Annotated in this window: 14 protein-coding genes; 10 read left to right on the forward strand and 4 right to left on the reverse strand. The window is 71.0% G+C overall.

From position 1 onward, the window contains the following. The first annotated feature begins 43 nt into the window (after positions 1-43). Positions 44-346 carry a LysR family transcriptional regulator gene (locus KYK13_RS23275; RefSeq protein WP_223646717.1) on the forward strand — a complete coding sequence of 101 codons (303 nt, stop codon included), beginning with the start codon at positions 44-46 and terminating at the stop codon, positions 344-346. Between the two features lie 3 nt (positions 347-349). Here the strand turns inward: KYK13_RS23275 and KYK13_RS23280 are convergent, their stop codons facing one another. Then, a complete protein-coding gene (locus KYK13_RS23280; protein ID WP_223633462.1) occupies positions 350-2,911 on the reverse strand; it encodes an RNA helicase in 2,562 nt (853 codons plus the stop codon). A gap of 191 nt (positions 2,912-3,102) precedes the next feature. On the opposite strand from KYK13_RS23280, the gene KYK13_RS23285 reads away from it, so the two are divergent. The 4 genes from KYK13_RS23285 (at position 3,103) to KYK13_RS23300 (ending at position 7,303) form a co-directional block, all read left to right on the forward strand. After that, on the forward strand, positions 3,103-3,756 hold the full coding sequence (locus KYK13_RS23285; RefSeq protein WP_223633464.1) for a DUF4142 domain-containing protein: 654 nt from the start codon (positions 3,103-3,105) through the stop codon (positions 3,754-3,756). A 160-nt stretch (positions 3,757-3,916) separates the two neighbouring features. Beyond that, positions 3,917-5,578, forward strand: a complete 1,662-nt coding sequence (locus KYK13_RS23290) for a serine/threonine-protein kinase (protein ID WP_223633475.1) — start codon at positions 3,917-3,919, stop codon at positions 5,576-5,578. Between the two features lie 60 nt (positions 5,579-5,638). Continuing rightward, on the forward strand, positions 5,639-6,469 hold the full coding sequence (locus tag KYK13_RS23295; protein WP_223633478.1) for a hypothetical protein: 831 nt from the start codon (positions 5,639-5,641) through the stop codon (positions 6,467-6,469). An 18-nt stretch (positions 6,470-6,487) separates the two neighbouring features. After that, a complete protein-coding gene (locus KYK13_RS23300; protein ID WP_223633479.1) occupies positions 6,488-7,303 on the forward strand; it encodes a hypothetical protein in 816 nt (271 codons plus the stop codon). Between the two features lie 30 nt (positions 7,304-7,333). Here the strand turns inward: KYK13_RS23300 and KYK13_RS23305 are convergent, their stop codons facing one another. Together KYK13_RS23305 and KYK13_RS23310 are read right to left on the reverse strand one after the other, a co-directional pair. After that, positions 7,334-10,102 (reverse strand): bifunctional acetate--CoA ligase family protein/GNAT family N-acetyltransferase, encoded by a 2,769-nt coding sequence (locus KYK13_RS23305; RefSeq protein WP_223633482.1) that lies wholly within the window; start codon positions 10,100-10,102, stop codon positions 7,334-7,336. Positions 10,103-10,243: 141 nt separating this feature from the next. Continuing rightward, entirely contained in the window at positions 10,244-11,137 is an 894-nt protein-coding gene (locus KYK13_RS23310; protein ID WP_223633486.1) for an NmrA family NAD(P)-binding protein, read from the reverse strand. An 84-nt stretch (positions 11,138-11,221) separates the two neighbouring features. On the opposite strand from KYK13_RS23310, the gene KYK13_RS23315 reads away from it, so the two are divergent. After that, positions 11,222-12,223 carry a LysR family transcriptional regulator gene (locus KYK13_RS23315; protein ID WP_223633488.1) on the forward strand — a complete coding sequence of 334 codons (1,002 nt, stop codon included), beginning with the start codon at positions 11,222-11,224 and terminating at the stop codon, positions 12,221-12,223. Positions 12,224-12,302: 79 nt separating this feature from the next. Beyond that, the gene (locus KYK13_RS23320; RefSeq protein WP_223633490.1) at positions 12,303-12,920 is read left to right on the forward strand and encodes a DUF2378 family protein; all 618 of its coding nucleotides are present in this window, start codon (positions 12,303-12,305) and stop codon (positions 12,918-12,920) included. On the opposite strand, the gene KYK13_RS23325 is transcribed toward KYK13_RS23320, so the two are convergent. Then, positions 12,871-13,716 (reverse strand): tRNA (5-methylaminomethyl-2-thiouridine)(34)-methyltransferase MnmD, encoded by an 846-nt coding sequence (locus tag KYK13_RS23325; RefSeq protein ID WP_223633492.1) that lies wholly within the window; start codon positions 13,714-13,716, stop codon positions 12,871-12,873. The genes KYK13_RS23320 and KYK13_RS23325 overlap by 50 nt on opposite strands. A 48-nt stretch (positions 13,717-13,764) precedes the next feature. Between KYK13_RS23325 and KYK13_RS23330 the strand changes: the two genes are divergently transcribed. From KYK13_RS23330 to KYK13_RS23340, 3 genes are all read left to right on the forward strand, one after another. Then, complete coding sequence (locus KYK13_RS23330; RefSeq protein WP_223633496.1) at positions 13,765-14,748, forward strand: hypothetical protein; 984 nt, start codon at positions 13,765-13,767, stop codon at positions 14,746-14,748. Between the two features lie 414 nt (positions 14,749-15,162). Next, a complete protein-coding gene (locus KYK13_RS23335) occupies positions 15,163-18,417 on the forward strand; it encodes a kelch repeat-containing protein (RefSeq protein ID WP_223633502.1) in 3,255 nt (1,084 codons plus the stop codon). Between the two features lie 42 nt (positions 18,418-18,459). Continuing rightward, on the forward strand, positions 18,460-20,073 hold the full coding sequence (locus KYK13_RS23340; protein WP_223633505.1) for an OmpA family protein: 1,614 nt from the start codon (positions 18,460-18,462) through the stop codon (positions 20,071-20,073). Positions 20,074-20,127 lie beyond the last annotated feature (54 nt).

The raw sequence follows: 20,127 nt of genomic DNA on the forward strand, positions 1-20,127 counted from the left end.
GCCCCCTGCACGGAGCTCGCGGCACGGATTATCCTCCGTGCCCGTGAGCATCACGCACCTCCAGTCCTTCGTCGCGGTGGCGGAAGAGGGCCACGTGGGCCGGGCCGCGCGCCGGCTGCACATCACCCAGCCGCCGCTCAGCCGTCACATCCTCGCGCTGGAGGATGAGCTGGGCACGCCCCTCTTCGAGCGCGTCCCCAAGGGCATGCGCCTCTTGCCCACCGGAGAGGCCCTGCTCCACCACGCGCGCCGCATCCTCGCGGAGGTCGACGTCGCCGCCCGCACCGTGCGCGAGGCGGCCCAAGGCTCCGGAGTCTCCAGAGTCCCCAAACCGCCCCCCGCCTGACGGCTAAGACCAGGCGGCCATGCCGCCAATGCGGCGCAGCATCAGGATGGGTCCGTCGTCCATGCGCCGGCCGCGCAAATCAATCTCACAGTCAATGACCCAGTCCCCATGGCCCTCCGGGTCCATGATGCGCTGCTGGGCCTCCCACTGGCGCGTGCCCGTCTCCTTGAGCTGCGTGTTCGCCGGCTTGCGCGCCTGGGGCGTGAGCACCACCAGCTTGTGCTCCTCGAAGTACGGCGCAATGGCCTGCTCCAGCTTGGGCGCGGTCCACTCGCCCAGCGCGTTGTCCAGCATGCCCAGCGCGTCCAGGTAGCGCCGCTGGCCCAGCGCGCGCAGCAGCCGGTGCAGCTCCTCGCGCACGCGCGCGGCGAAGGCCTTGGGGTCCTCCGTGAGCTCCTTGGGCTTCAGGTCCACCACCGGCTTCACTTCGGTGGGGGCCTCCGGGTTGCGCATCCGCTCCCACTCGTCCAGGAGGCTGGAGTCCACCTGACGCAGCGTCGCGCGCAGGTGGTCGATGATGTCGTCCAGGTCCTCGTTGCGGAACTTCTCCGGCACCGTCTGCACCAGCGACTTGTAGACGTCTCCCAGGTAGCGCAGGAGCACGCCCTCGCTGCGCTGCAGGCTGTACTCGCGCACGTAGTCGTGGAAGGACATGAAGCGCTCGAACATGTCCCGGACGATGGACTTGGGCCGGATGTTCTCCTCGCCCACCCACGGGTGCTTGCGCGCGAAGGCGTTGAAGGTGCCGTAGATGAAGTCCCGGTTGGGCTTGGGCCACTCCAGCTTCTCCAGCTCCTCCATGCGGTCGTCGTACTCCACGCCCCGCGCCTTCATCTCCTGGATCTTCTCCCCCTTCAGCTGGTGCAGCTGCGCGTACAGCACCACGTCCGGGTTCTCCAGGATGGACTCCACCAGCGTGACGACGTCCAGCGCGTACGTGTCCAGCGTGGGGTCCAGCAGCTCCAGCGTCTCATGGAGGTAAAGGGACAGCGTGTGGTTGAGGCTGAAGTCGCGCTGCAGGTCCTCGGACACCTCCACCGTGGCCGAGTGCTTCTCCCACTGCACCACCTTCACGATGCCCGCGTCGCGCAGCGTGCGGAAGTACATCGCCGCGTCCTTGAGCAGCCTCTTCTTCGTGTAGTCGGAGCTGTGCGAGCGCATCACCAGCTGCACCAGCCGCCGGTAGCCGCCGCTGCCCTCCGTCTTGTCGCTCTGGAGCAGGTTGAGCAGGAGGCCGTGGCTCACGTCGAAGCGCGACTCCAGCGGCTCCGGCAGCCCGTTCTGGAGCCGCTCGAAGGTGTTGCGGTCGTACTGCACGAAGCCCTTCTGCGGAGGCTTCGCCTTGGGCGACTTCTTCTTGCCCGCGGCCTCCTTCGCGGCCTGGCGGATGTTTTCAATCATGTACTCGGGGGCCTGCGCCACCACGCTGCCCTCGGTGTCGAAGCCCTTGCGGCCCGCGCGGCCGGCGATCTGCTTGAAGTCGCGCACGCTCAACGTCGCCAGCTTCTCGCCGTTGAACTTGAACAGCTGCGTGAAGAGCACCGTGCGGATGGGGATGTTCACGCCCACGCCCAGCGTGTCCGTGCCGCTGATGACCTTGAGCAGGCCCTGCTGCGCCAGCTTCTCCACCAGGAGCCGGTACTTGGGCAGCAGGCCCGCGTGGTGCATGCCGATGCCGTGGCGCAGGAAGCGCTGGAAGTCCTTGCCGTAGGGCGTGTCGAAGGGGGCGTCCATCAGCGCCTGGCGGATCTCCTCCTTCTCCTCCTTGGTGTTGAAGTCCACGGACATCAGGTTCTGTGCCTGCTCGGCCGCGGCCCGCTGCGTGAAGTTCACCAGGTACACGGGGTACTTCCCGCGCGCGACCAGCTCCTGGATGGTCTCGTGCAGCGGCGTCTCGCGGTAGTCGAAGTCCAGCGGCACGGGGCGCTCGGAGCTGCGCACCGTGGCCACCTCGCGGCCGGTGAGCTTCTCCAGGCTCTGCTCGATGACGGTCGTGTCGCCCAGCGTGGCGGACATCAGCAGGAACTGCGTCTTGGGCAGCGCCAGCAGCGGGATCTGCCAGGCCACCCCGCGCTCCTTGTCGGAGTAGTAGTGGAACTCGTCCATCACCACCGCGTCCACGCGCGCGGACGCGTCGCGCAGCGCCAGGTTGGACAGGATCTCCGCCGTGCAGCAGAGGATGGGCGCCTCGCGGTTGATGGACGCGTCGCCCGTCAGCATGCCCACGTTCTCCGGGCCAAAGGCCTTGGAGAGCGCGAAGAACTTCTCGTTCACCAGCGCCTTGATGGGGCACGTGTAGAACGACACCTTGCCCTCGGCCATGGCCTTGAAGTGGAGCGCCATGGCCACCAGCGACTTGCCGGAGCCCGTGGGCGTCTTGAGGAACAGGTGCTTGTCGCTCAAGAGCTCCAGGATGGCCTCCTCCTGGGCGGCGTACAGGCTCAGCCCGTGGGTGGCCACGTAGCCCACGAAGCGGTTGAGGATCTCGTCGGCGTCGAGAGGGGGCTCGCCGGGCTTCGGAAGCAGGGCGGCGAGCGGGGCGCGGGGGTCGGCGGAGGCACTCATCGGACCCGACTCTAGGAGGAGCCGCCCGCTCCCCGTGAAAAATCGCGCGTCCACCGGCCCGCTCCGGCGCCCGCGGAGGCCCCCTGCCTGCCCGGCCTGTGCACCCAGGCACAGTGGCAACGGCTGAAGCGCTCATGGCGAGGGACACTTCGTCTCCCCATCCTCCCCCGCGACAATCACGGAGGTTGGACATGCGGACAGCTCGATTCTGGATGGGGACGCTGGTGGCGGGTGCGCTGGCGCTGGGTTACGGGTGCGGGAGCAGCGCGAAGGAGGATCCAGCGCCGCAGGACGCGCCGCAGCAGAGCATGGATGCGGGCCCTGACGCGGGCATGGACGCGGGCACGGACGCGGGCGTGATGCTGACGCTCACCGACGCGCAGATCGCCCGTGTCCTGCAGGTGGCCAACGAGGGTGAGATCATGCTTGGCCAGTTCGCCGCGCCGCTCGCCACCAGCACGGCCGTGCGCGACTTCAACAACCAGATGGTGACGGAGCACACCGCCGTGAACCAACGGCTGGACGCGCTGCTCTCCGCCCAGGGCATCACGCCCGAGGACTCCGAGCTGAGCCTCAAGTTGCAGTCGGACATCCAGCAGCTGATGCAGTACCTGTCCGGCCCGCACGCCCCGGCCAAGGGCGCCGCGCTCGACCAGGCGCTGATCAGCGCGCAGCTCGATGCGCACGCGCAAGTCGCCTTCCTCTCCGACGCCCTGCTGTCGACACAGATCGTCAACCCGGCCCTGAAGCAGGAGGCGCTCGCCGAGCGGCAGACCGTGCAGACGCACATCAACTCGGCGGCGAGCATCCAGTCCGGCTTCGTGCTGCCACCCACCACGCCGTAGCCCTCACACGCTCCAGGGCGGTTCAAGCCCTGGGTGCAAATCCGGCTCGGGCTCTCAGAACGTGAGAGCCCGGGCCGGCTCATACGACGTGTGGGGTGGGGATTCGCCCCAGGTGCTTTCCAATCGTGTCGGCCCGGTTTAGTAGGACTTCGGACCGCCGATGGCAAAGCCAAACGAACCGACCTCCGCGCAGGGCGAGCCGTTGACGACGGGCAAGGTCCTGCGTGCCACGTATGAGATTGGCACCGTGCTGGGCCGGGGCGGGATGGGGGCGGTGTTCCTGGCCCGCCACCTGCGCCTGCCGGGCAAGCAGGTGGCCGTCAAGGTGCTGCACGGCGCGGAAGCCCTGTCGGAAGAGGTGGCGGTGCGCTTCCGGCGCGAGGCGGAGATCGCCTCGCGGCTGGGGCATCCGAACATCGTGGAGGTGCTGGACTTCGACACCCTGGAGGACGGCACGCCCTTCATGGTGATGGAGTACCTGCGCGGCGAGGGCCTGTCGCGCCGGCTGCGCAAGCAGAAGCAGCTGCCCCTGGAGGAGGTCCTCTCCATCGCGCGGCAGATGGGCGCGGCGCTGCAGGCCGCTCACCGCGCGGGCGTGGTGCACCGCGACCTGAAGCCAGGCAACGTGTTCCTCGTGCCCACGGAAGCGGGGGGCGTCGTGGGCGAGCGCGTGAAGCTGCTCGACTTCGGCATCTCCAAGCTCGTGGACTCGCGCACCGTGCAGACGCTGGACTCGGTGCTGATGGGCACGCCGCAGTACATGGCGCCCGAACAGGCCATGGGCCACAACAGCCACGTGGACGCGCGCACGGACCTCTTCGCGTTCGGCGCCATCGTCTACGAGATGCTCGCGGGCCGGCCGCCCTACTCCGGCGACAACGTCGCGGAGCTCATCTACCAGATCGTCCACCTGGAGCCTCCGCCGCTGCTGACGCTGGCGCCCCAGACGCCGCCGCACGTGGTGACGGCCATCTCCCGCGCGATGGCGAAGAAGCCGGAGGAGCGCCACCCGGACGTGGGCGCGTTCATCCTGGAGCTGACCGGCATCCCGCTCCAGACGCTCGCGGAGGTGAAGCCGGGGCAGCGCTCGCACCCCATGACGCCCACCTCCCCGTCGGCGCCGCGCCTGGCGGACCGCGAGGAGCACATCCCCACGGTGGGCATGCGCCCGCACGCTGGCATCGACGCGTCCCCCGCCCCCACCGGGCCCCAGACGGCGTCCCTGTCCCCACGGCCCGTGGCGCGTCCCCGCCCGAAGTGGCCGGTGGCCGTGGCCGTGGGGCTGGTGGGCGTCATCGCCTTCGCCGCCGCCTTCTTCTGGAAGGGAACGCTTCCCCCGCCGCCCGCCGTCGCGGTGGCGCCGCCAGCGCCTCCGGTCCAGACGCCGGTTCAGCCCCCGGCGCCCGTCACACCTCCGCCCGCCGCGGTCGTGGCGCAGCCGGAGGAGGCGAAGAAGCCCGTGGAGCCGGAGCCCCGGCCGAAGCAGCCGTCGGATATCGACGGGCCCAGGCAGCCCGCCGAGGTCGCCCCCACGGCCAGACCCAGGGTGCGCGCAAGCACTCCTGAATCCATGCCGGACAGCGTCCGCGAGGACCTGGCGGCGGCGCAGAAGGCGCTGGACGCATCCAACACGGCAGAAGCACTGCGTCACATCCGGCGCAGCCAGCGCACGAAGATTACCGGCCTGTCGTACTCGCTGCTCACCCGCGTGTACTGCCAGCAGCACGATCTGGCGAATGCGCGCGCGCAATGGACCCAGGTCCCGGCAACGGAACGTCCAAGGGTCCGACAATACTGTTCGCGGTACGATATTGACCTCTAGGGTCGTCCGGGCGCGCGGAATCTCCAGAGCGGGGGCGCGTCCGCCAATGAAGGAGTCGTCGTGAGAGTCCTACTGGCAGTGGGCGTCGTGGCGCTGTCCCTGGGGTGTTCCCGGGGCGTGCGGCCCGACAGCGCCGTGGCGGGCACGAAGCCTGCCACCGGCAAGGTGTATTCGAACGAGGCCGGCGAGAAGATCACCATCATCGGGCTGGAGCCCGGTGACGCGCACAAGGCGCTGGTGGCCTTCGACGGCACGAAGAGCGAACTGGATGGCCAGGTGCTGGCCGCGTGGGTGGACGCAGACCGCCGCGCCATGGAGTACTGGACGCTGTGGCGCGGCCGCAAGCAGCGCTTCGTCACCGTGAACGACCGGGGCGGCTACGAGGACCTCGTCTTCAGCGGCGTGAACCACTCGGACTACACGCACCTGCGGCCGGACGTGGCCAAGACGGGCGCGCTGAAGGTGGAGAAGGTCTTCGAGCGCTACCAGGACCTGGAGGGCGACAAGAAGTACCAGGCGCTGCTCGCGTTCGACCGCAAGTTCTGGACGAACCAGGCGGAGGCGCAGCTGGGTGAGGCGCTCGCGGCGACGAACAAGGCGTGCGGCTCCAAGCTGACGTCCACCGTGGCCTGGGACTCCATCACGGACGCGCAGCTCAACGCGATGTCCTTCGGCAGCTACTGCGCGGGGCCGCTGGAGTCGCTGCAGAAGCTGTGCGAGCGCTCCGACGAGGCCAGGCGCTCCGTCCAGCAGAAGCTCCAGTCCGTGGAGTGCCGCGTGGACCCCAAGGCCGCGCTGAAGCTGGAGACCCAGAAGATCATCTGGTCCGTGACCGAGAGTGAGACGGTCCAGCCGGACGAGACCACCAGCTTCTTCACCGACAACCTCTAGAACGAAAGCCCACCGACAATGACGCTTCGACACATGGTCATCGCCCTGGGGCTCGTCCTGGCCCCGCAAGCCGCGCTCGCGCTGGATCCGCCCTGGAAGAAGGAGGAGAAGCTGCGCGACCGCATGGTGCTGGAGTCCGCCAGGGTCTGCGCGGATGGCAAGGGCCACTACACGGTCCTCGTCCCCCACACCCCCGAGCACGACGGCGACCTGTACTACGGGGATGGCAAGACGTTCACGCAGGTGCAGCCCGTGGGCTACCCCTCCAGCACCGAGGGTGGCTTCCTCGAGCCCCGCTTCTTCAACCCCAAGGCCAACGACAACTTCCGCGGCGTGGACTACCGGGTCGTCTCGGACGTGAAGCTGAGCGACGACTTCAAGACGTGCGCGCTGCGCTGCGGTGAGAAGACCCTGCCGCAGCAGCCGGTGCCGGCCGACGAGGCCCGGGAGCTCCTGCGCAAGGCCAGCTACCAGCCCAGCCCGGTGAAGTTCCAGCCGTACGCGCTGCTGCGCGACGACAAGGGCGTGTACTACCTGGTGGAGCGCGGCATCGGCGCGGACAACAAGAGCTTCCGCATCTTCACGGGCCAGCGCGGCCAGGTGAAGCCGCAGAAGATGCTCAACGTCGTCACCGACTCGCAGGGGGAGATCTTCTCCACGCAGGGCGGCGACCTGCGCCTCGTGGTGGACCGCGAGGAGCCGTCGTTCTGGGTGGTGAAGAGCAAGCGGCAGAAGCTGCGCGCGGTGCCGGTGAACGACAACCTGCCGTTCATCTACAACGAGCTGGGCGTCTACACGGGCGCGCGGCTGGGCACGCCCTGCGACGACGTGTAACAGGGCCGCACCGGGGAGCCCCGGGCACGGTCAGCCGTTGAGCACCTTCACGGCCTTGACCATGTCCGGGGCCAGCTCCTCGTGCTCCACGAGGGTGAACCCCAGCTTCTTGCTGACGGCCTGCATGCCGCGGTTGCGCGCGAGGATGTCCGCGACGATGCGGCGCAGGCCCCAGTCCTTCCCGATGTCCACCAGCCGCCGCAGGAGCTCCGTGCCCAGCCCCAGCCGCTGCGCGGGGTCGCTGACGGTGATGGCGAACTCCCCGTCCTTGGTGCCGCGCAGGCGCGTGAGCCGGCCCACCGCGAGGATCTCCCCCCCTCCCTTCCCGTCCGGCGACGGGCGCACCGCGACGAGCGCCATCTCCCGCGCGTAGTCGTTGAAGCAGATGCGCGCCAGGCGCTCGTGGGCCACGCGCTGGCTGAGCTTCATCAGGCCCGCGTAGCGCATGAACACCGTCTGTTCGGACAGGGCCTGGTGGAACACGTTCATCGCGGGCTCGTCCTCCGGGCGGATGGGGCGCACCAGCAGGTGCTCGCCATTCTTCAGCGTGAGCATCTTCGCGTACTGGTACGGGTACGGCTCGATGGCGAGCCGGGGAAGCGCCGAGGCCGGGACGTCCGGAGGATGCAGCACCACGCGCGCGTCCAGCGCCAGCAGGCGCTCGCCGGAGACGAGCAGCGGGTTGATGTCCAGCTCGCGGATGAAGCGCTGCTCCACCACCAGCTGGCTGAAGCGGACCATCAGCCGCTCCAGGGCGCCCAGGTCCACGGGAGCCCGGCCGCGCACGCCCAAGAGCGCGTGGTGGATGCGCGTGCGCTCCATCATCCGTCGCGCCAGCGTGGTGTTGAGGGGCGGCAGGCCCAGGGCCCGGTCCTGCATCACCTCCACCAGCGTGCCGCCCGCGCCGAAGAGCAGCACCGGTCCGAACTGCGCGTCCAGGCTGCTGCCCAGGATCAGCTCGTAGCCGTCCAGCTTCGCCATGGGCTGCACGGTGACGCCGTGGAACGCGTCCTGGAGCCCCCGCGCCGTGAGCGCATCGCGGATGGCGCGGTACGCGTCGCGCACGCGCGCCTCGTCGCGCAGGTCCAGCCGCACGCCGCCCACGTCCGTCTTGTGCGTCACCGTGAGCGAGTGCAGCTTGAGCACCACCGGGAACCCCAGCGCGCGGGCCTTCTCCACGGCCTCGTCCTCGGTGGTGGCGAGCCACGTCTCCACGGTGGGGATGCCGTAGGCGGCCAGCAGGCGCTTGGACTCGTATTCAGACAGGAGCGTGCGGCCGGCGGCGCGGGCCTCGTCCACCAGGGTGCGCGCCACGTCGCGGCCTCCGCCGGTGGGCTCCTCCGCCAGCGTGGGCGTCTCGTAGAGGCCGGCGATGTTGTCCGAGTAGCGCCACATGTAGTTGAAGATGCGGGCCGCGGTGTCCGGATAGCCGAAGGTCGGGATGCCCGCGTCGTTGAGGATGCGCTCACCGGCGGCGACCTCGCTTCCGCCCATCCAGCTCGCGAGCACCGGCTTGCCGGGCAGCTTCGCGTAGCCCTTGAGGCGGTCCGCCGTCTGCGTGGGCTCCGTCATGTCCTGCGGGGTGAGGATGACGAGCAGGCCGTCGCTGTTGGGGTCCGCGCCGGTGGTCTCCAGCGCCTTCGCGTAGCGCTCCGCGTCCGCGTCTCCCAGGATGTCCACCGGGTTGGCGTGGCTCCACGGCGGCGGGAGGAAAGCGTCCAGCTTCGCGCGGGTGTCGTCGGACAGCACGGCCAGCTCACCGCCGCCGGACACGAGCGCGTCCGTGGCGAGCACCGCGGGGCCGCCCGCGTTGGTGAGCAGCGTGAGCCTGCGGCCGGAGGGCCGGGGCTGGCGCGCCAGCACCTCCGCCATGTGGAAGAGGTCCTCGATGGAGTCCACGCGCAGCACGCCCGCGCGGCGGAAGGCGGCGGAGAGCACCTCGTCGCTGCCGGCGAGCGTGCCGGTGTGGGACGCGGCGGCCTGCGCGGCCTGCGCGGTGCGGCCGGCCTTGATGACGATGATGGGCTTGGTGAGGGCCACCTCTCGCGCGGCGGACAGGAAGGCGCGCGCGTCGCCGATGGACTCCATGTAGAGCAGGATGGAGCGCGTCATCGGATCATCCGCGAGGAAGTCGATGAGGTCTCCCCAGCCCACGTCCAGCATGGAGCCCACGGAGACGAAGGCGCTGAAGCCCACGGCCTCGCGCAGGCTCCAGTCGAGGATGGAGGTGAGCAGCGCGCCGGACTGGCTGATGAAGGCCACGTTGCCCGGGCGGGCCATGCCCTTGGCGAAGGTGGCGTTGAAGCCGCCCGTGGGGCGCATCACGCCCAGGCAGTTGGGCCCGATGATGCGCAGGTTCGCGGCCTGCGCGATGCGCAGCACCTCCTGCTCCAGCTTCACGCCCTCCGGGCCCGTCTCCTTGAAGCCCGCGGAGATGATGATGGCGCCCTTGACGCCGACCTCCGCGCACTCGCGGATGATGGCCGGAACGGACTTCGCGGGGGTGACGATGACGGCCAGGTCCACGGCCTCCGGCAGCGCGCGCAGGGAAGGCCACGCCTTGATGCCGAGCACGTTGGGCCGCTGCGGGTTGACCGGGTAGACCGTCCCCCCGAACGGGCTGCTGATGAGGTTCCAGAGGACGGTGCGCCCCACGCTGCCGGGACGCTCGCTCGCCCCCACCACCGCGACGCTGCGGGGCGCGAAGAGGACCTCCAGCGGCTGGCGGGTCCGCTGGTGGAGCAGGTCGATGGAGGGGTCCGTCCGGGCCGGCGGCGAGGCGGGGCGTTGCTCGTCCATGGTGCGCTCTTCTTCGGTGGGGTGGCCTTACCGGAGCAATCTCCGGCAGGCCCCCATCGTGCACCAGTTGTCAGGGAGGGAATGGGGACCCGGACGCTCCCCTGTCCGGTTCCGCGAGCGGGCGGACTGACGGGAATCCCGCTACGACGCGCGCGCCCGCTCCACCAGGGGCTTGAGCACGGTGCTGGCGAACTGCGCCAGCGTGGTGGGCGTGGTGGTCTCCTTCGAGCGAGGCTCGGCCGGGTCCATGCGCCCGTCCAGGAGGGCGCCGTACATCTCCACGAAGTTGTCCACCGCGAAGGCCGGCATGCCCGCGCCCGTCATGCCCTTGCGCAGGTCCTCCAGCCCCACCCGCACGTACTTCACGGGCTGGCCCAGCACCTCGGTGAGGATGCTCGCGACCTCCGGATAGGTGAGGTCCTTGGGCCCGTGCACGCCCACGCAGCGGTGGCCCGTCCACGACGTGTCGAGCAGGTACTCGGCGGCCTTCGCCGCGATGTCCGCCGTGGCGACCATGGGGAGGGGCTTCGTCTCCGGGCTCACGCTGAAGATGGCGCCGGCCTTCACCAGGCTGTCCACGTCGCGCAGCAGGTTCTCCATGAAGAAGCCCGCGCGCAGGCTGACGACGTTCGGGGCCGCCGCCTGGAAGGCCTCTTCCAGGGGCTTCATCACGGACACCGGCCCCGTGCCCGGCCCGTTCTGCGCGCCGACGCTGGAGATGAGCACCACGCGCTTCACGCCATGCGCCTTCACGGCCTGCGCGGCCCGCTGGCCGTTCGCCGTCGCCCAAGCGTTGAAGTCCGGGCGGATGGCGGGCGGTGAGAGCCAGAACAGCGCCTCCGCGCCAGCGAGCGCCGCGTCCAGCGTGGCCTGCTCGTCGAGGGAGCCCTGCACCACCTTCGCGCCCAGCTTCACCAGGTCCGCGATCTTCTCCGGGGTGCGAGAGATGACGGTGACCTTCCGGCCCGCCTTCAAGAGCCTCTGCACGAGGGGACGACCGATGTTGCCGTTCGGGGTGTTGATGACGATGGACATGGGGTTTGCCTCCAGCGACCGCGAGATGGCGTGAACAGTGCCCCCGCCCCCTGCATGAGGCCACTGCATGCTATGCATGCCTCCATGCGCTGTGCTCATGATGCCCCCGCCCCCATCCCGGACGAGGTGGACCTCTCCGGCATCAACCTCAACCTGTTGGTGGCGCTGGACGCGTTGCTGAAGGAGACGCACGTCACCCGCGCCGCCGCGCGCGTGGGCCTCACCCAGTCCGCGATGAGCCATGCGCTTGCCCAGCTCCGGGAGCTGTTGGGCGACGCGCTCCTCATCCGTGGCCGGGGCGGCATGGTGCTGACGCCTCGAGCGCAGCAGCTGGCCGCGCCGCTCAAGCGGGGGCTGGCCGAGCTGCGCCGTGCCCTTCGCGACGAGCCTCCCTTCGAGCCCGCCACCGCGACCCGGCGCTTCGCCCTGGCCACGCGCGACTTCTTCGGGTCGGTGCTGCTGCCGGGCGCGCTGGAACTCCTGGGCCGCGAGGCCCCCGGCGTGGACCTGTCCGTGCTGCACGTGGACAGCAACACCTTCCCCAGCCACCTGGAGACGGGCGAGGTGGACCTGGCCATCATCGTCGCGCCCGTGCCGTCCGGGCCGGGCCTGCGCCAGCAGAAGCTCCTCACCGAGGACTTCGTCTGCGTGGTGCGCGAAGGCCACCCCACCGTGCGCCGCACGCTGGACCTGGACACCTACCTGAAGCTGACCCACGTCCTCATCAGCCCCAAGGGCGACGGCGTGGGCGCGGTGGACCTGGCCCTGGCCCGGCGAGGCCTGCCCCCGCGCCGCATCGCGGTCCGGGTGCCGTACTTCCTCATCGCCCCGCTGGTGGTGTCGCGCTCCGACCACATCCTCACCGCGCCCCGCCGCCTTATCGCCGCGTTCAGCAACGCGTATCCACTCAAGGTCTTCCCCCCACCCCTCCCCCTGCCCTCCTTCGACATCCTCCAGGTGTGGCACGAGCGCTTCGACGGTGACCCCGCCCACCAGTGGCTGCGCGGACTGGTGGCGCGGGCCGTCAACGCGGGGTCTGAAAACACCCGGAGTTCACGAAGGGTGCGGCGCGCGCCAGCTTCCTGACACTCGTGGGGCACGGCACTGAACGTCAGTACACAGGTGGGGGAGCATCGCATGGGAGGCTTCGTGTAGGGTGCTCCGCATGAATCCTGAGAAGCTCGTCTTCGCCCAGACCGTCGAAGCGCTCTTTGTCCGGGCGCTGGAGAACCGCCTGACGCCCGCGTGCCGCGAGCACCTGAAGCGGGCGGGGCTGGACCTCGACCGCAAGCTGGAGCGCGCCTACACCCTGGACCAGTGGCGGGAGTTCCTGCGCATCGCGGCCGGCCACGTCTACGGCGGTGTGCCCGCGGAGGCGGCGTACTACTCCCTCGGCGAGCGCTTCATGGACGCCTACTTCGGCACCTTCTTCGGCCGCGCGCTGCTGGGCGTGGGCCGGCTGGCGGGCCCCCGGAGGATGCTGCTGCGGGCGGACCTCGGCTTTCGCGCCGGCAACAACTTCAGTGAAGTCAAAATCGTGGAGCGCGGCGCGACGTCGCTGGAGCTGTGGATGAACGACGTGCTGGCGGATCAGCCGACGTTCGCGGCGGGGCTGCTGGCGCGCGCGGTGGCGCTGTGCGGGGGCTGGCGGGTGGTGGCGCTGCCGGAGGAGTTCGACGGCACGGCGGCGACGTTCCACCTGCGCTGGAGCGAGGCCCCCGCGGAAGGGGGGCTCAGCGCCACTGAGGATGGGTCCGGAGGCGACGCTCGACCTCAGGCGTGAGGGTGCCCCCATGCGGGGCCCGGGAGGACGAGCGCTCCCAGCGCTCCAGCCACCGGGTCCCCAGCGGGGCGGTGAGGGGTTCGTAGCGGGTCGAGGCCACGGTGGTCTCCCCCTTGGTGCCGGTGGACACGCCGGCGCCCACGTAGAACCCCGCGAGCAGCAGCGTGACGCGGGTGGGCGTGGCCGCGCTGTAGGTCATCAGCAGGGCGCCCTCCCCGTCCTCGCGGCAGTGCCGGCGCACCCGGGCGAGCACCCCTTCGGTCCACATGTCCGGGTTGGACGCGGGTGAGAACGGGTCGAAGAAGACGAGGTCCGCGGGGGGCAGGTCCTCCTCCAGGAAGGGCACCGCGTCCCCCAGCTTGAGGGTCCACTGGATGCCGGGCTCGGACCAGGCGCCGTGCTTCATGAGGCTCTCCGCGGCGGCGCGGAACGGCTGGAGGAAGGGGAAGCCCTCCGCGTCCGCGAGCGCGAGGCGCAAGGGGGCCAGGTCCACCTCGAAGCTGACGATGTGCAGCTCGCGCGCGCGCTCCGGGCCCAGCTCGCGGGCGCGGGTGAGCGCGGCGACGGCGTTGGTGGCGGCGCCCAGGCCCACGTCGTGGATGACGAGCGGCGGGCCGGGCTGACGCAGGCGGTCCGCGAGGCCGGGTTGATCCACATAGAGGCGCAGGGCCTCCTGCCAGGGGCCCACCGCGGGGTGCATGACCTCGCCGTGGCCCAGGTGGCGCACGGCGCGGTGGCCGTTGCGCAGGGTGACGAGTTCGAAGTCGCCGTCGCGCGGATGGGAGGGCTCGGACATGGGGCTCCTGGCCTGGAGGGGACGTGTGGGAAAGGATGGGTGCCTAGCATGACGACTCCAGGGCAGGAACATCGGGGCGCGCTTCACGGGGAGGACGTCCGGCATGGGGAGGCCCCCGTCGCGGGAGGCCGGGTGCGGCTGTCGCTGCGGGTGGAAGCCGCGACGCGCACGGTGCTGGCGGCGGCGTGGGAGGCCCCGGTGGACGCGGGCCATCCGCTGGCCGCCTGCCTGGAGTCGCTGTGCCAGAGCGCGGTGGGCATGGGGGTGGACGTGTTCCTGCGCTTCGACGACTTCCACCTGCGGTCGGGGTGTCCGGACGGGTTGGAGGCGACGGAGGAGGCGGGGCAGGCGGTGCGGGTGTTCCGCCTGGCGTTCAGCCAGTTCCACTCCCGGGCCACGGGGCCCGCGTACCTGTCGAGCGGGCTGGTGCTGGCGAAGCTGCCGCGGGGCGCGAGCCCGGAGTGGGACGAGCCGGGGTTCTACTTCGCGCACTACTACCGCGAGGAGCTGTGGCCCGCGGCGGTGGTGGAGGCGCGCCGGGGCGGCGTGCTGGGGCCTCGCGCGGCGTGTGCGTTCATCGACGCGCTGCTGGCGAAGGCGGGCGACACGGTGGAGCTGGACTGGCCGGTGGAGCAGGGCACGGCGACCTGGGACTGGCTGACGCGCGTGTGCCTGCCGGCGGTGACGGGTGGAGAGGAAAGAACCCGGCAGTTGCTGGAGGGCGGCTACAGGGGCGCGAGGGGCTCGGGGAGTTTTCCGTTCGGGCATCTGGACGGAGGGCCGTGGCGCCCACCGGTGGAGCTGGCGGAGCCCGAGGGCGTGGGGCACGCGGAGTTCATCCTCGGGGACCTGGAGCACCTGTTGCCGGAGTTGCCGAAGGACGGCGTGCTGCTGGCCGCGCCCCGGTGGATGGCGGTGGGACAGACGCGGGACTCCCCTGCCCTGCGCCGCGCGGAGATTTCGAGCGACGAGGCCGGAGGCTTCGGCCTGTTCAACGCGGCGGCGCACGACGTGGGTGAGGATGATGACTGAGCTGCGGTTGCTGAAATGGCTGGTCAGGTGCGTCGCCCTGCTGGGCCTGTCGTGAGCATCAGCGCCGGCAAGGTACGCGCATGTCTTTCGCCTCATCGAGAGGACTGCGGAAGGTCTTTCCTGTCCTCAAGGCGGACCTGCGCCCCGCGCTGGGGACACGCAGCCGGGTGAAACACTGTCGGCGTATCGTGAGCAGGCCCGGAGCCTGGAACCGTGGCTCCTCGCTGCACGCCTCCACGCGACGGGTAGTCGCGCAGGATTTTTTCACGCATTGCCCCAGCACCCGGCGCGCTGATAATCCGCGTCCCGGAGTGTTCAACTCGAGCGGTGGGCGGACGGCCGTGGTCGCGCCAGCCCTCGCGGATCGGGGTTTCTTCGATGCGGTCACAACGTGCTGTCTGGAGCAGGCTCCTGGTGTTCGCAGCGAGCCTGGGCCTTCTGTCCTGCGGCGACAACGAGCGCCCGGCACCGGCGAACGTCCGCACCACGCACGCGCGTCTCGCGACGGCGCCGGCCTGGTACGCCACCGCTTCCATGTCGACGACGCGTGGGCAACACGCCGCCGTCCTGCTCCCTGATGGGAAGCTGCTCGTCATCAACGGCGTGCACAGCTCCGGCTTCGTGGGCACGGCGGAGACCTACGATCCCTCCACCAACATCTGGACCCCGGCGGGCACGACCGGCATCCAAGGCAACATCACGCAGGCCGTGCTCCTGTCCACCGGCAAGGTCCTGATCCTGACCGACGGCTCGCAGGCGGGCCGCGTCTACGATCCCGTTGCGGGCACCTGGAGCGCCACGGGCAACATGTCCTCGACCCGCGGCATGCCCACGGTCACGCTGCTGGATTCGGGGCAGGTCCTCGTCGCGGGTGGCATCGGCAGCGGAGGCGTCCGGCTGACGACCGCGGAGCTCTACGACCCCGTGGCCAACACCTTCACCCCCACCGGCGCCATGACCGCGGGCCGCAACGCGCACATGGCGACGCGGCTGCGTGACGGACGGGTGCTCGCGGTGAGCGGCTTCAGCGGCAGCGGTGAGGTGCCCGGCGCCGACCTCTACGACCCGGCCACCGGCACCTGGTCCGCCGCCGCGCCCCCGCTGGTGCCCCGCCACTATTCCTCCAGCACCCTGCTCCCCGACGGCCGCGTGCTCGTCGCGGGTGGCTTCACCGCGGGCGGCGTGACGACCCAGTCCGAGCTCTACGACCCGACCGCCAACACCTGGACCGCGACTGGCAGCCTGACGTTCCCGCGCTCCGGCCACCAGGCCACGCTGCTGCCCGATGGCCGCGTCCTCGTCACCGGCGGCGCCGAGTTCCGCACCACGCCGCAGGTCGAGGCCGAAGTCTACGACCCCTCCACCGGCACCTGGTCCGCCGCGGGCACGATGAATGTCGGCCGCGAGAACCACACCGCGACGCTGCTGCCCACCGGCAAGGTGTTCGTCACGGGCGGCTTCAATACGTCCCCCACCACGACGTTCTTCGCGTCGACGGAGGTCTACGATCCCGCCGCCAGCCAGTGGTCTCCGGCCGGCACCATGGGCACGCCCCGCACGGACGCCGCGGTGGCGCTCCTGCCCTCGGGCCAGGTGCTCGTGACGGGGGGGCGTGGCGCCTTCACGTCGTCGCCGGCCGCGGAGCTGTATGACCGCGCGACCAACGCGTGGACCGCCCTGCCCGACCTCGACGTGCCGCGCGAGCGCGCCACCGCGACCCTCCTGCGCTCCGGGCAGGTCCTGGTCGTGGGCGGCCGCAACGTGAACACCTCGACGGCGAGCGTGCAGCGCTTCGACCCCGCTACCAGAACATGGCTCGCCGCGGCGTCGCCCTCGGGTTCGCGGCACCTGCACACCGCCACGCTCCTGCCGGATGGCCGGGTGCTCGTCGTCGGCGGCCAGAGCGACACCACGGTGCTCAACACCGCGGAGCTGTATGCCCCTGACTCGGACACGTGGTCTCCGGCTGGCTCGCTCGCGACCGCGCGCGCCGGGCACCGCGCCGTCCTCCTCCAGAATGGCCGGGTGCTCGTCGCGGGTGGCCACAATGGCAGTGGCACCGCGCTGGCGACGGCGGAGCTGTTCGACCCCGCCACCAACACCTGGACGCCGGCGGCCAGCCTCGCGGGGGCTCGCGACGAGCTGTCGCTGACGCTGCTGCCTTCGGGCCAGGTGCTCGCGGCGGGTGGCATCGCGGCCGGCACGGAGCTCACGTCCACGGAGCTCTACACGCCCGGCACCAACACCTGGACCAGCGTCGGGGCGCTGGCGCAGCCGCGCTGGCTGCACTCCGCCGCGCTGCTGCCCTCCGGAAAGGTGCTGGTCGCGGGCGGCATCACCACGAACAGCGATTACGCCAATACCGCGGAGGCCTACGACCCCATGCTCGGCCGCTGGACCACGGTCGCCGATCCCACCACCGCGGGAGGATTGTTCAGCGTGGCGCTGCCGTCGGGCGAGCTGCTCCTCGCGGGCGGCATGACCAGCCCCAACGCGGAGCTGTTCAACGAGAACGGCGCGCAGCCCGCGTGGCGGCCCACGGTGTCGGCTCCGGCGACCCTCGTCGCCGCCTGCCCCACCGTCCTGGAGGGCCTGCTGTTCCGGGGCATCTCCAGCGGCAGCGGCGGCAACTCCGCGGACTCCCCCACCGACTTCCCGCTCGTGCGGCTGCGCTCCGCGGAGGGCGGCCAGCTCTGGACGCTCCCCAGCAGCGACACGTCCGCGACGCGCGCGACGGTGACCGTCCCCGCCGGCACGCCGCTGGGCACCTACGGGCTCACGGTCTTCGCCAACGCCATCTCCGGTGGACGCATGGTGGCCGTCGTCGCCAACCAGCCTCCGTCCGCGCAGGACCAGAGCGCCACCACGGGCAAGGACACGGCCGTGGCGGTGACGCTGGGCGGAACGGATCCGGATCCCGGCCAGGTGTTGAGCTGGACCGTCGTCACCCAGCCGCAGCACGGCACGCTGACCGGCACGCCGCCCGCGCTCACGTACACGCCCGCCGCGGGCTACGTGGGGACGGACAGCTTCACCTACCGCGTGCGGGACTGCGCTGACGACAGCAACGTCGCGACCGTCACCCTCACCGTGGTCGAGGGAGCGGCTCCCACCCTCACCTGCCCCGCGGACGTCACCGTGGAGGCGACGGGCTCCGACGGCGCCGTCGTGACCTACGACCCCGCGGTGCTGGAGCCGGCGGGGCTGCCGGTGAGCTACTCGCAGGCATCGGGCTCGCGCTTCCCGCTCGGCACCACGACCGTGACGGCGAGCTCCACCGGCCTCACCTGCACGTTCCTGGTGACGGTGCGCGACACCACCGCGCCGGCCCTCACCTGCCCCAGCGACAGGACGGCGGCTCGGAATGAGCCGGTCACGTTCGAGCCCACGGCCACGGACGCGGTGACGGCCCACCCGGCCGTGACGTCCTCGCCCGCGTCGGGCAGCACGTTCTCGCCGGGGGTGACGACCGTCACCGTCACCGCCACGGATGACGCGGGCAACGCCGCGCAGTGCACGTTCCAGGTCCGCGTCCAGGCCCAGGTCGTGGAGATCGCCGGCGGCGGCTGTGACAGCTCCGGCGGCACCACGTCCGCGCTCGCCCTCCTCGCCGCGCTCGCGGCCTGGGGGACTTCGCGCCGCCGCCAGCCCACGGCCCGGGGGAACTGAGACATGCGCTCCCACTTTTCTCGAATGGACTCCGCCTTGCGCATGAAGACCCAGAGCTGGGCGCTGGCCGCGCTGCTGGCCACCGCCGTCCCCCCCGCCGCGTTCGGGCAGACCACCACCAGTCCCATCGTCCCCATGGACCTGGAGCGCCTGCGCTTCCAGCCCGCGGCGACGGACTCCATGTTCGTGGACACCGGCCGCGTGCTCCCCGAGGGCGGCTACCGCCTGCTCCTCATGGTGAACTACGAGCGCGGCATCCTGTTGCTCCAGGGCGACGACGGACTGAAGCGCTCCATCCTCCACTACCGCACCGCGGGCTGGCTGGCCGGCGCGTGGTCGCCGGTGGACCGGCTGGAGTTCTCCGCGAAGCTGCCCGTCATCATCGCGCAGGGCGGCCACGGCGCGGAGCAGCTGGCGGGCGTGAGCGCGCCGGACTCGTTCGGCCTGGGCACGCCGGAGCTGGGCGTGCGCTACGAGCTGCTGCGGCGCGAGGAAGGCGCGCCGGTGTTCCTGGGCCTGGGACTGGACATCGGGCTGCCCGGCGGCACCGCGGACGCGTTCGGCCGTCAGGCGGGCTGGGCCGGCTTCCAGGTGGCGCCCCGCGTGTCGGTGAGCCGCGAGCTGGGGCCCGTGGTGCTGGGCGCCAACGCGGGCGTGCGGATCCGCTCGAAGGAGGTCGAGCCGGGCCGCGACTTCGGCACCGAGCTGGAACAGGGCGTCGTGGTGGCCACGCGCGGCAAGGGGCTGCGCGGTGAAGTCGCGCTGCAGGCCGCCGAGTCGCTGGTGCAGTCCGACGTCGCGCTGGAGCTGCTGGGCGGCGTGCGGCTGCCGGTGGGCGCGGGCTTCGAGGCGTTCGCGCTGGCGGGGCACGGCTTCACGGACATCCCGGGCACGCCGTCGTTCCGTCTGGGCGCGGGCATCGCGTACGCGAACGAGCCCGCCCCCGTGGACCAGTGCCGCACCGGCCGCAGCCACACGCCGGAGCAGTGCCCGAACGAGGACGACGACGGCGACGGCGTGGCCAACAAGGACGACCGCTGCCCGCTGGAGGCCGGCTCCGCGGTGAACGGCGGCTGCCCGGACAAGGACTCGGACGGCGACGGCGTGGTGGACCGCGAGGACCAGTGCCCGACGCAGGCCGGCACTGCGCGCGACCACGGCTGCCCGGCGCCGGACTCGGACGGCGACGGCGTTCGCGACGATGAGGACGCCTGCCCGAACCAAGCCGGCCCCGCGTCCGAGCACGGCTGCCCCGCGAAGGAGCAGCCCAAGCCCCAGCAGCCGCCTCCCGAGGAGCAGCCCGTGGAGACGAAGTCGCCGCTGGAGCACATCGTCCAGTTCCCGGTGAACCAGTCGGAGTTCCACGAGAACGAGCAGCGGCAGTTGGATGACATCGCCGCGTACCTGAAGGCGAACCCGAAGCTGAAGGTCCGGATCGAAGGCCACACGGACAACAGCGGTCCGGAGGACGCCAACCGCACGCTGAGCCAGCAGCGCGCGGACCGCGTGCGCGCGTACCTCATCCAGAAGGGCATCGCGGGTTCGCGGCTGGAGGCGAAGGGCTACGGTCCTGACCGTCCGCGCGTGTCCAACGACACGCCGGAAGGCCGCAGCGACAACCGCCGCGTGGAGTTCGTCCCCGTGACGGGGAGCTGACCTCGACGTGACGCCGCTTCGTGGCCCATCACGAAGCGGCGCCAGGCTGCATCA

The sequence above is a fragment of the Corallococcus sp. EGB genome, from assembly GCF_019968905.1.
Lineage (GTDB): Bacteria > Myxococcota > Myxococcia > Myxococcales > Myxococcaceae > Corallococcus.

What these genes read in the sequence shown, in the direction of transcription:
- KYK13_RS23280 (WP_223633462.1), bottom strand. Translation starts at nt 2,911, where the DNA reads ATGAGTGCCTCCGCCGACCCCCGCGCCCCGCTCGCCGCCCTGCTTCCG.
- KYK13_RS23285 (WP_223633464.1), top strand. Translation starts at nt 3,103, where the DNA reads ATGCGGACAGCTCGATTCTGGATGGGGACGCTGGTGGCGGGTGCGCTG.
- KYK13_RS23290 (WP_223633475.1), top strand. Translation starts at nt 3,917, where the DNA reads ATGGCAAAGCCAAACGAACCGACCTCCGCGCAGGGCGAGCCGTTGACG.
- KYK13_RS23300 (WP_223633479.1), top strand. Translation starts at nt 6,488, where the DNA reads ATGACGCTTCGACACATGGTCATCGCCCTGGGGCTCGTCCTGGCCCCG.
- KYK13_RS23305 (WP_223633482.1), bottom strand. Translation starts at nt 10,102, where the DNA reads ATGGACGAGCAACGCCCCGCCTCGCCGCCGGCCCGGACGGACCCCTCC.
- KYK13_RS23310 (WP_223633486.1), bottom strand. Translation starts at nt 11,137, where the DNA reads ATGTCCATCGTCATCAACACCCCGAACGGCAACATCGGTCGTCCCCTC.
- KYK13_RS23315 (WP_223633488.1), top strand. Translation starts at nt 11,222, where the DNA reads ATGCGCTGTGCTCATGATGCCCCCGCCCCCATCCCGGACGAGGTGGAC.
- KYK13_RS23320 (WP_223633490.1), top strand. Translation starts at nt 12,303, where the DNA reads ATGAATCCTGAGAAGCTCGTCTTCGCCCAGACCGTCGAAGCGCTCTTT.
- KYK13_RS23325 (WP_223633492.1), bottom strand. Translation starts at nt 13,716, where the DNA reads ATGTCCGAGCCCTCCCATCCGCGCGACGGCGACTTCGAACTCGTCACC.
- KYK13_RS23330 (WP_223633496.1), top strand. Translation starts at nt 13,765, where the DNA reads ATGACGACTCCAGGGCAGGAACATCGGGGCGCGCTTCACGGGGAGGAC.
- KYK13_RS23340 (WP_223633505.1), top strand. Translation starts at nt 18,460, where the DNA reads ATGAAGACCCAGAGCTGGGCGCTGGCCGCGCTGCTGGCCACCGCCGTC.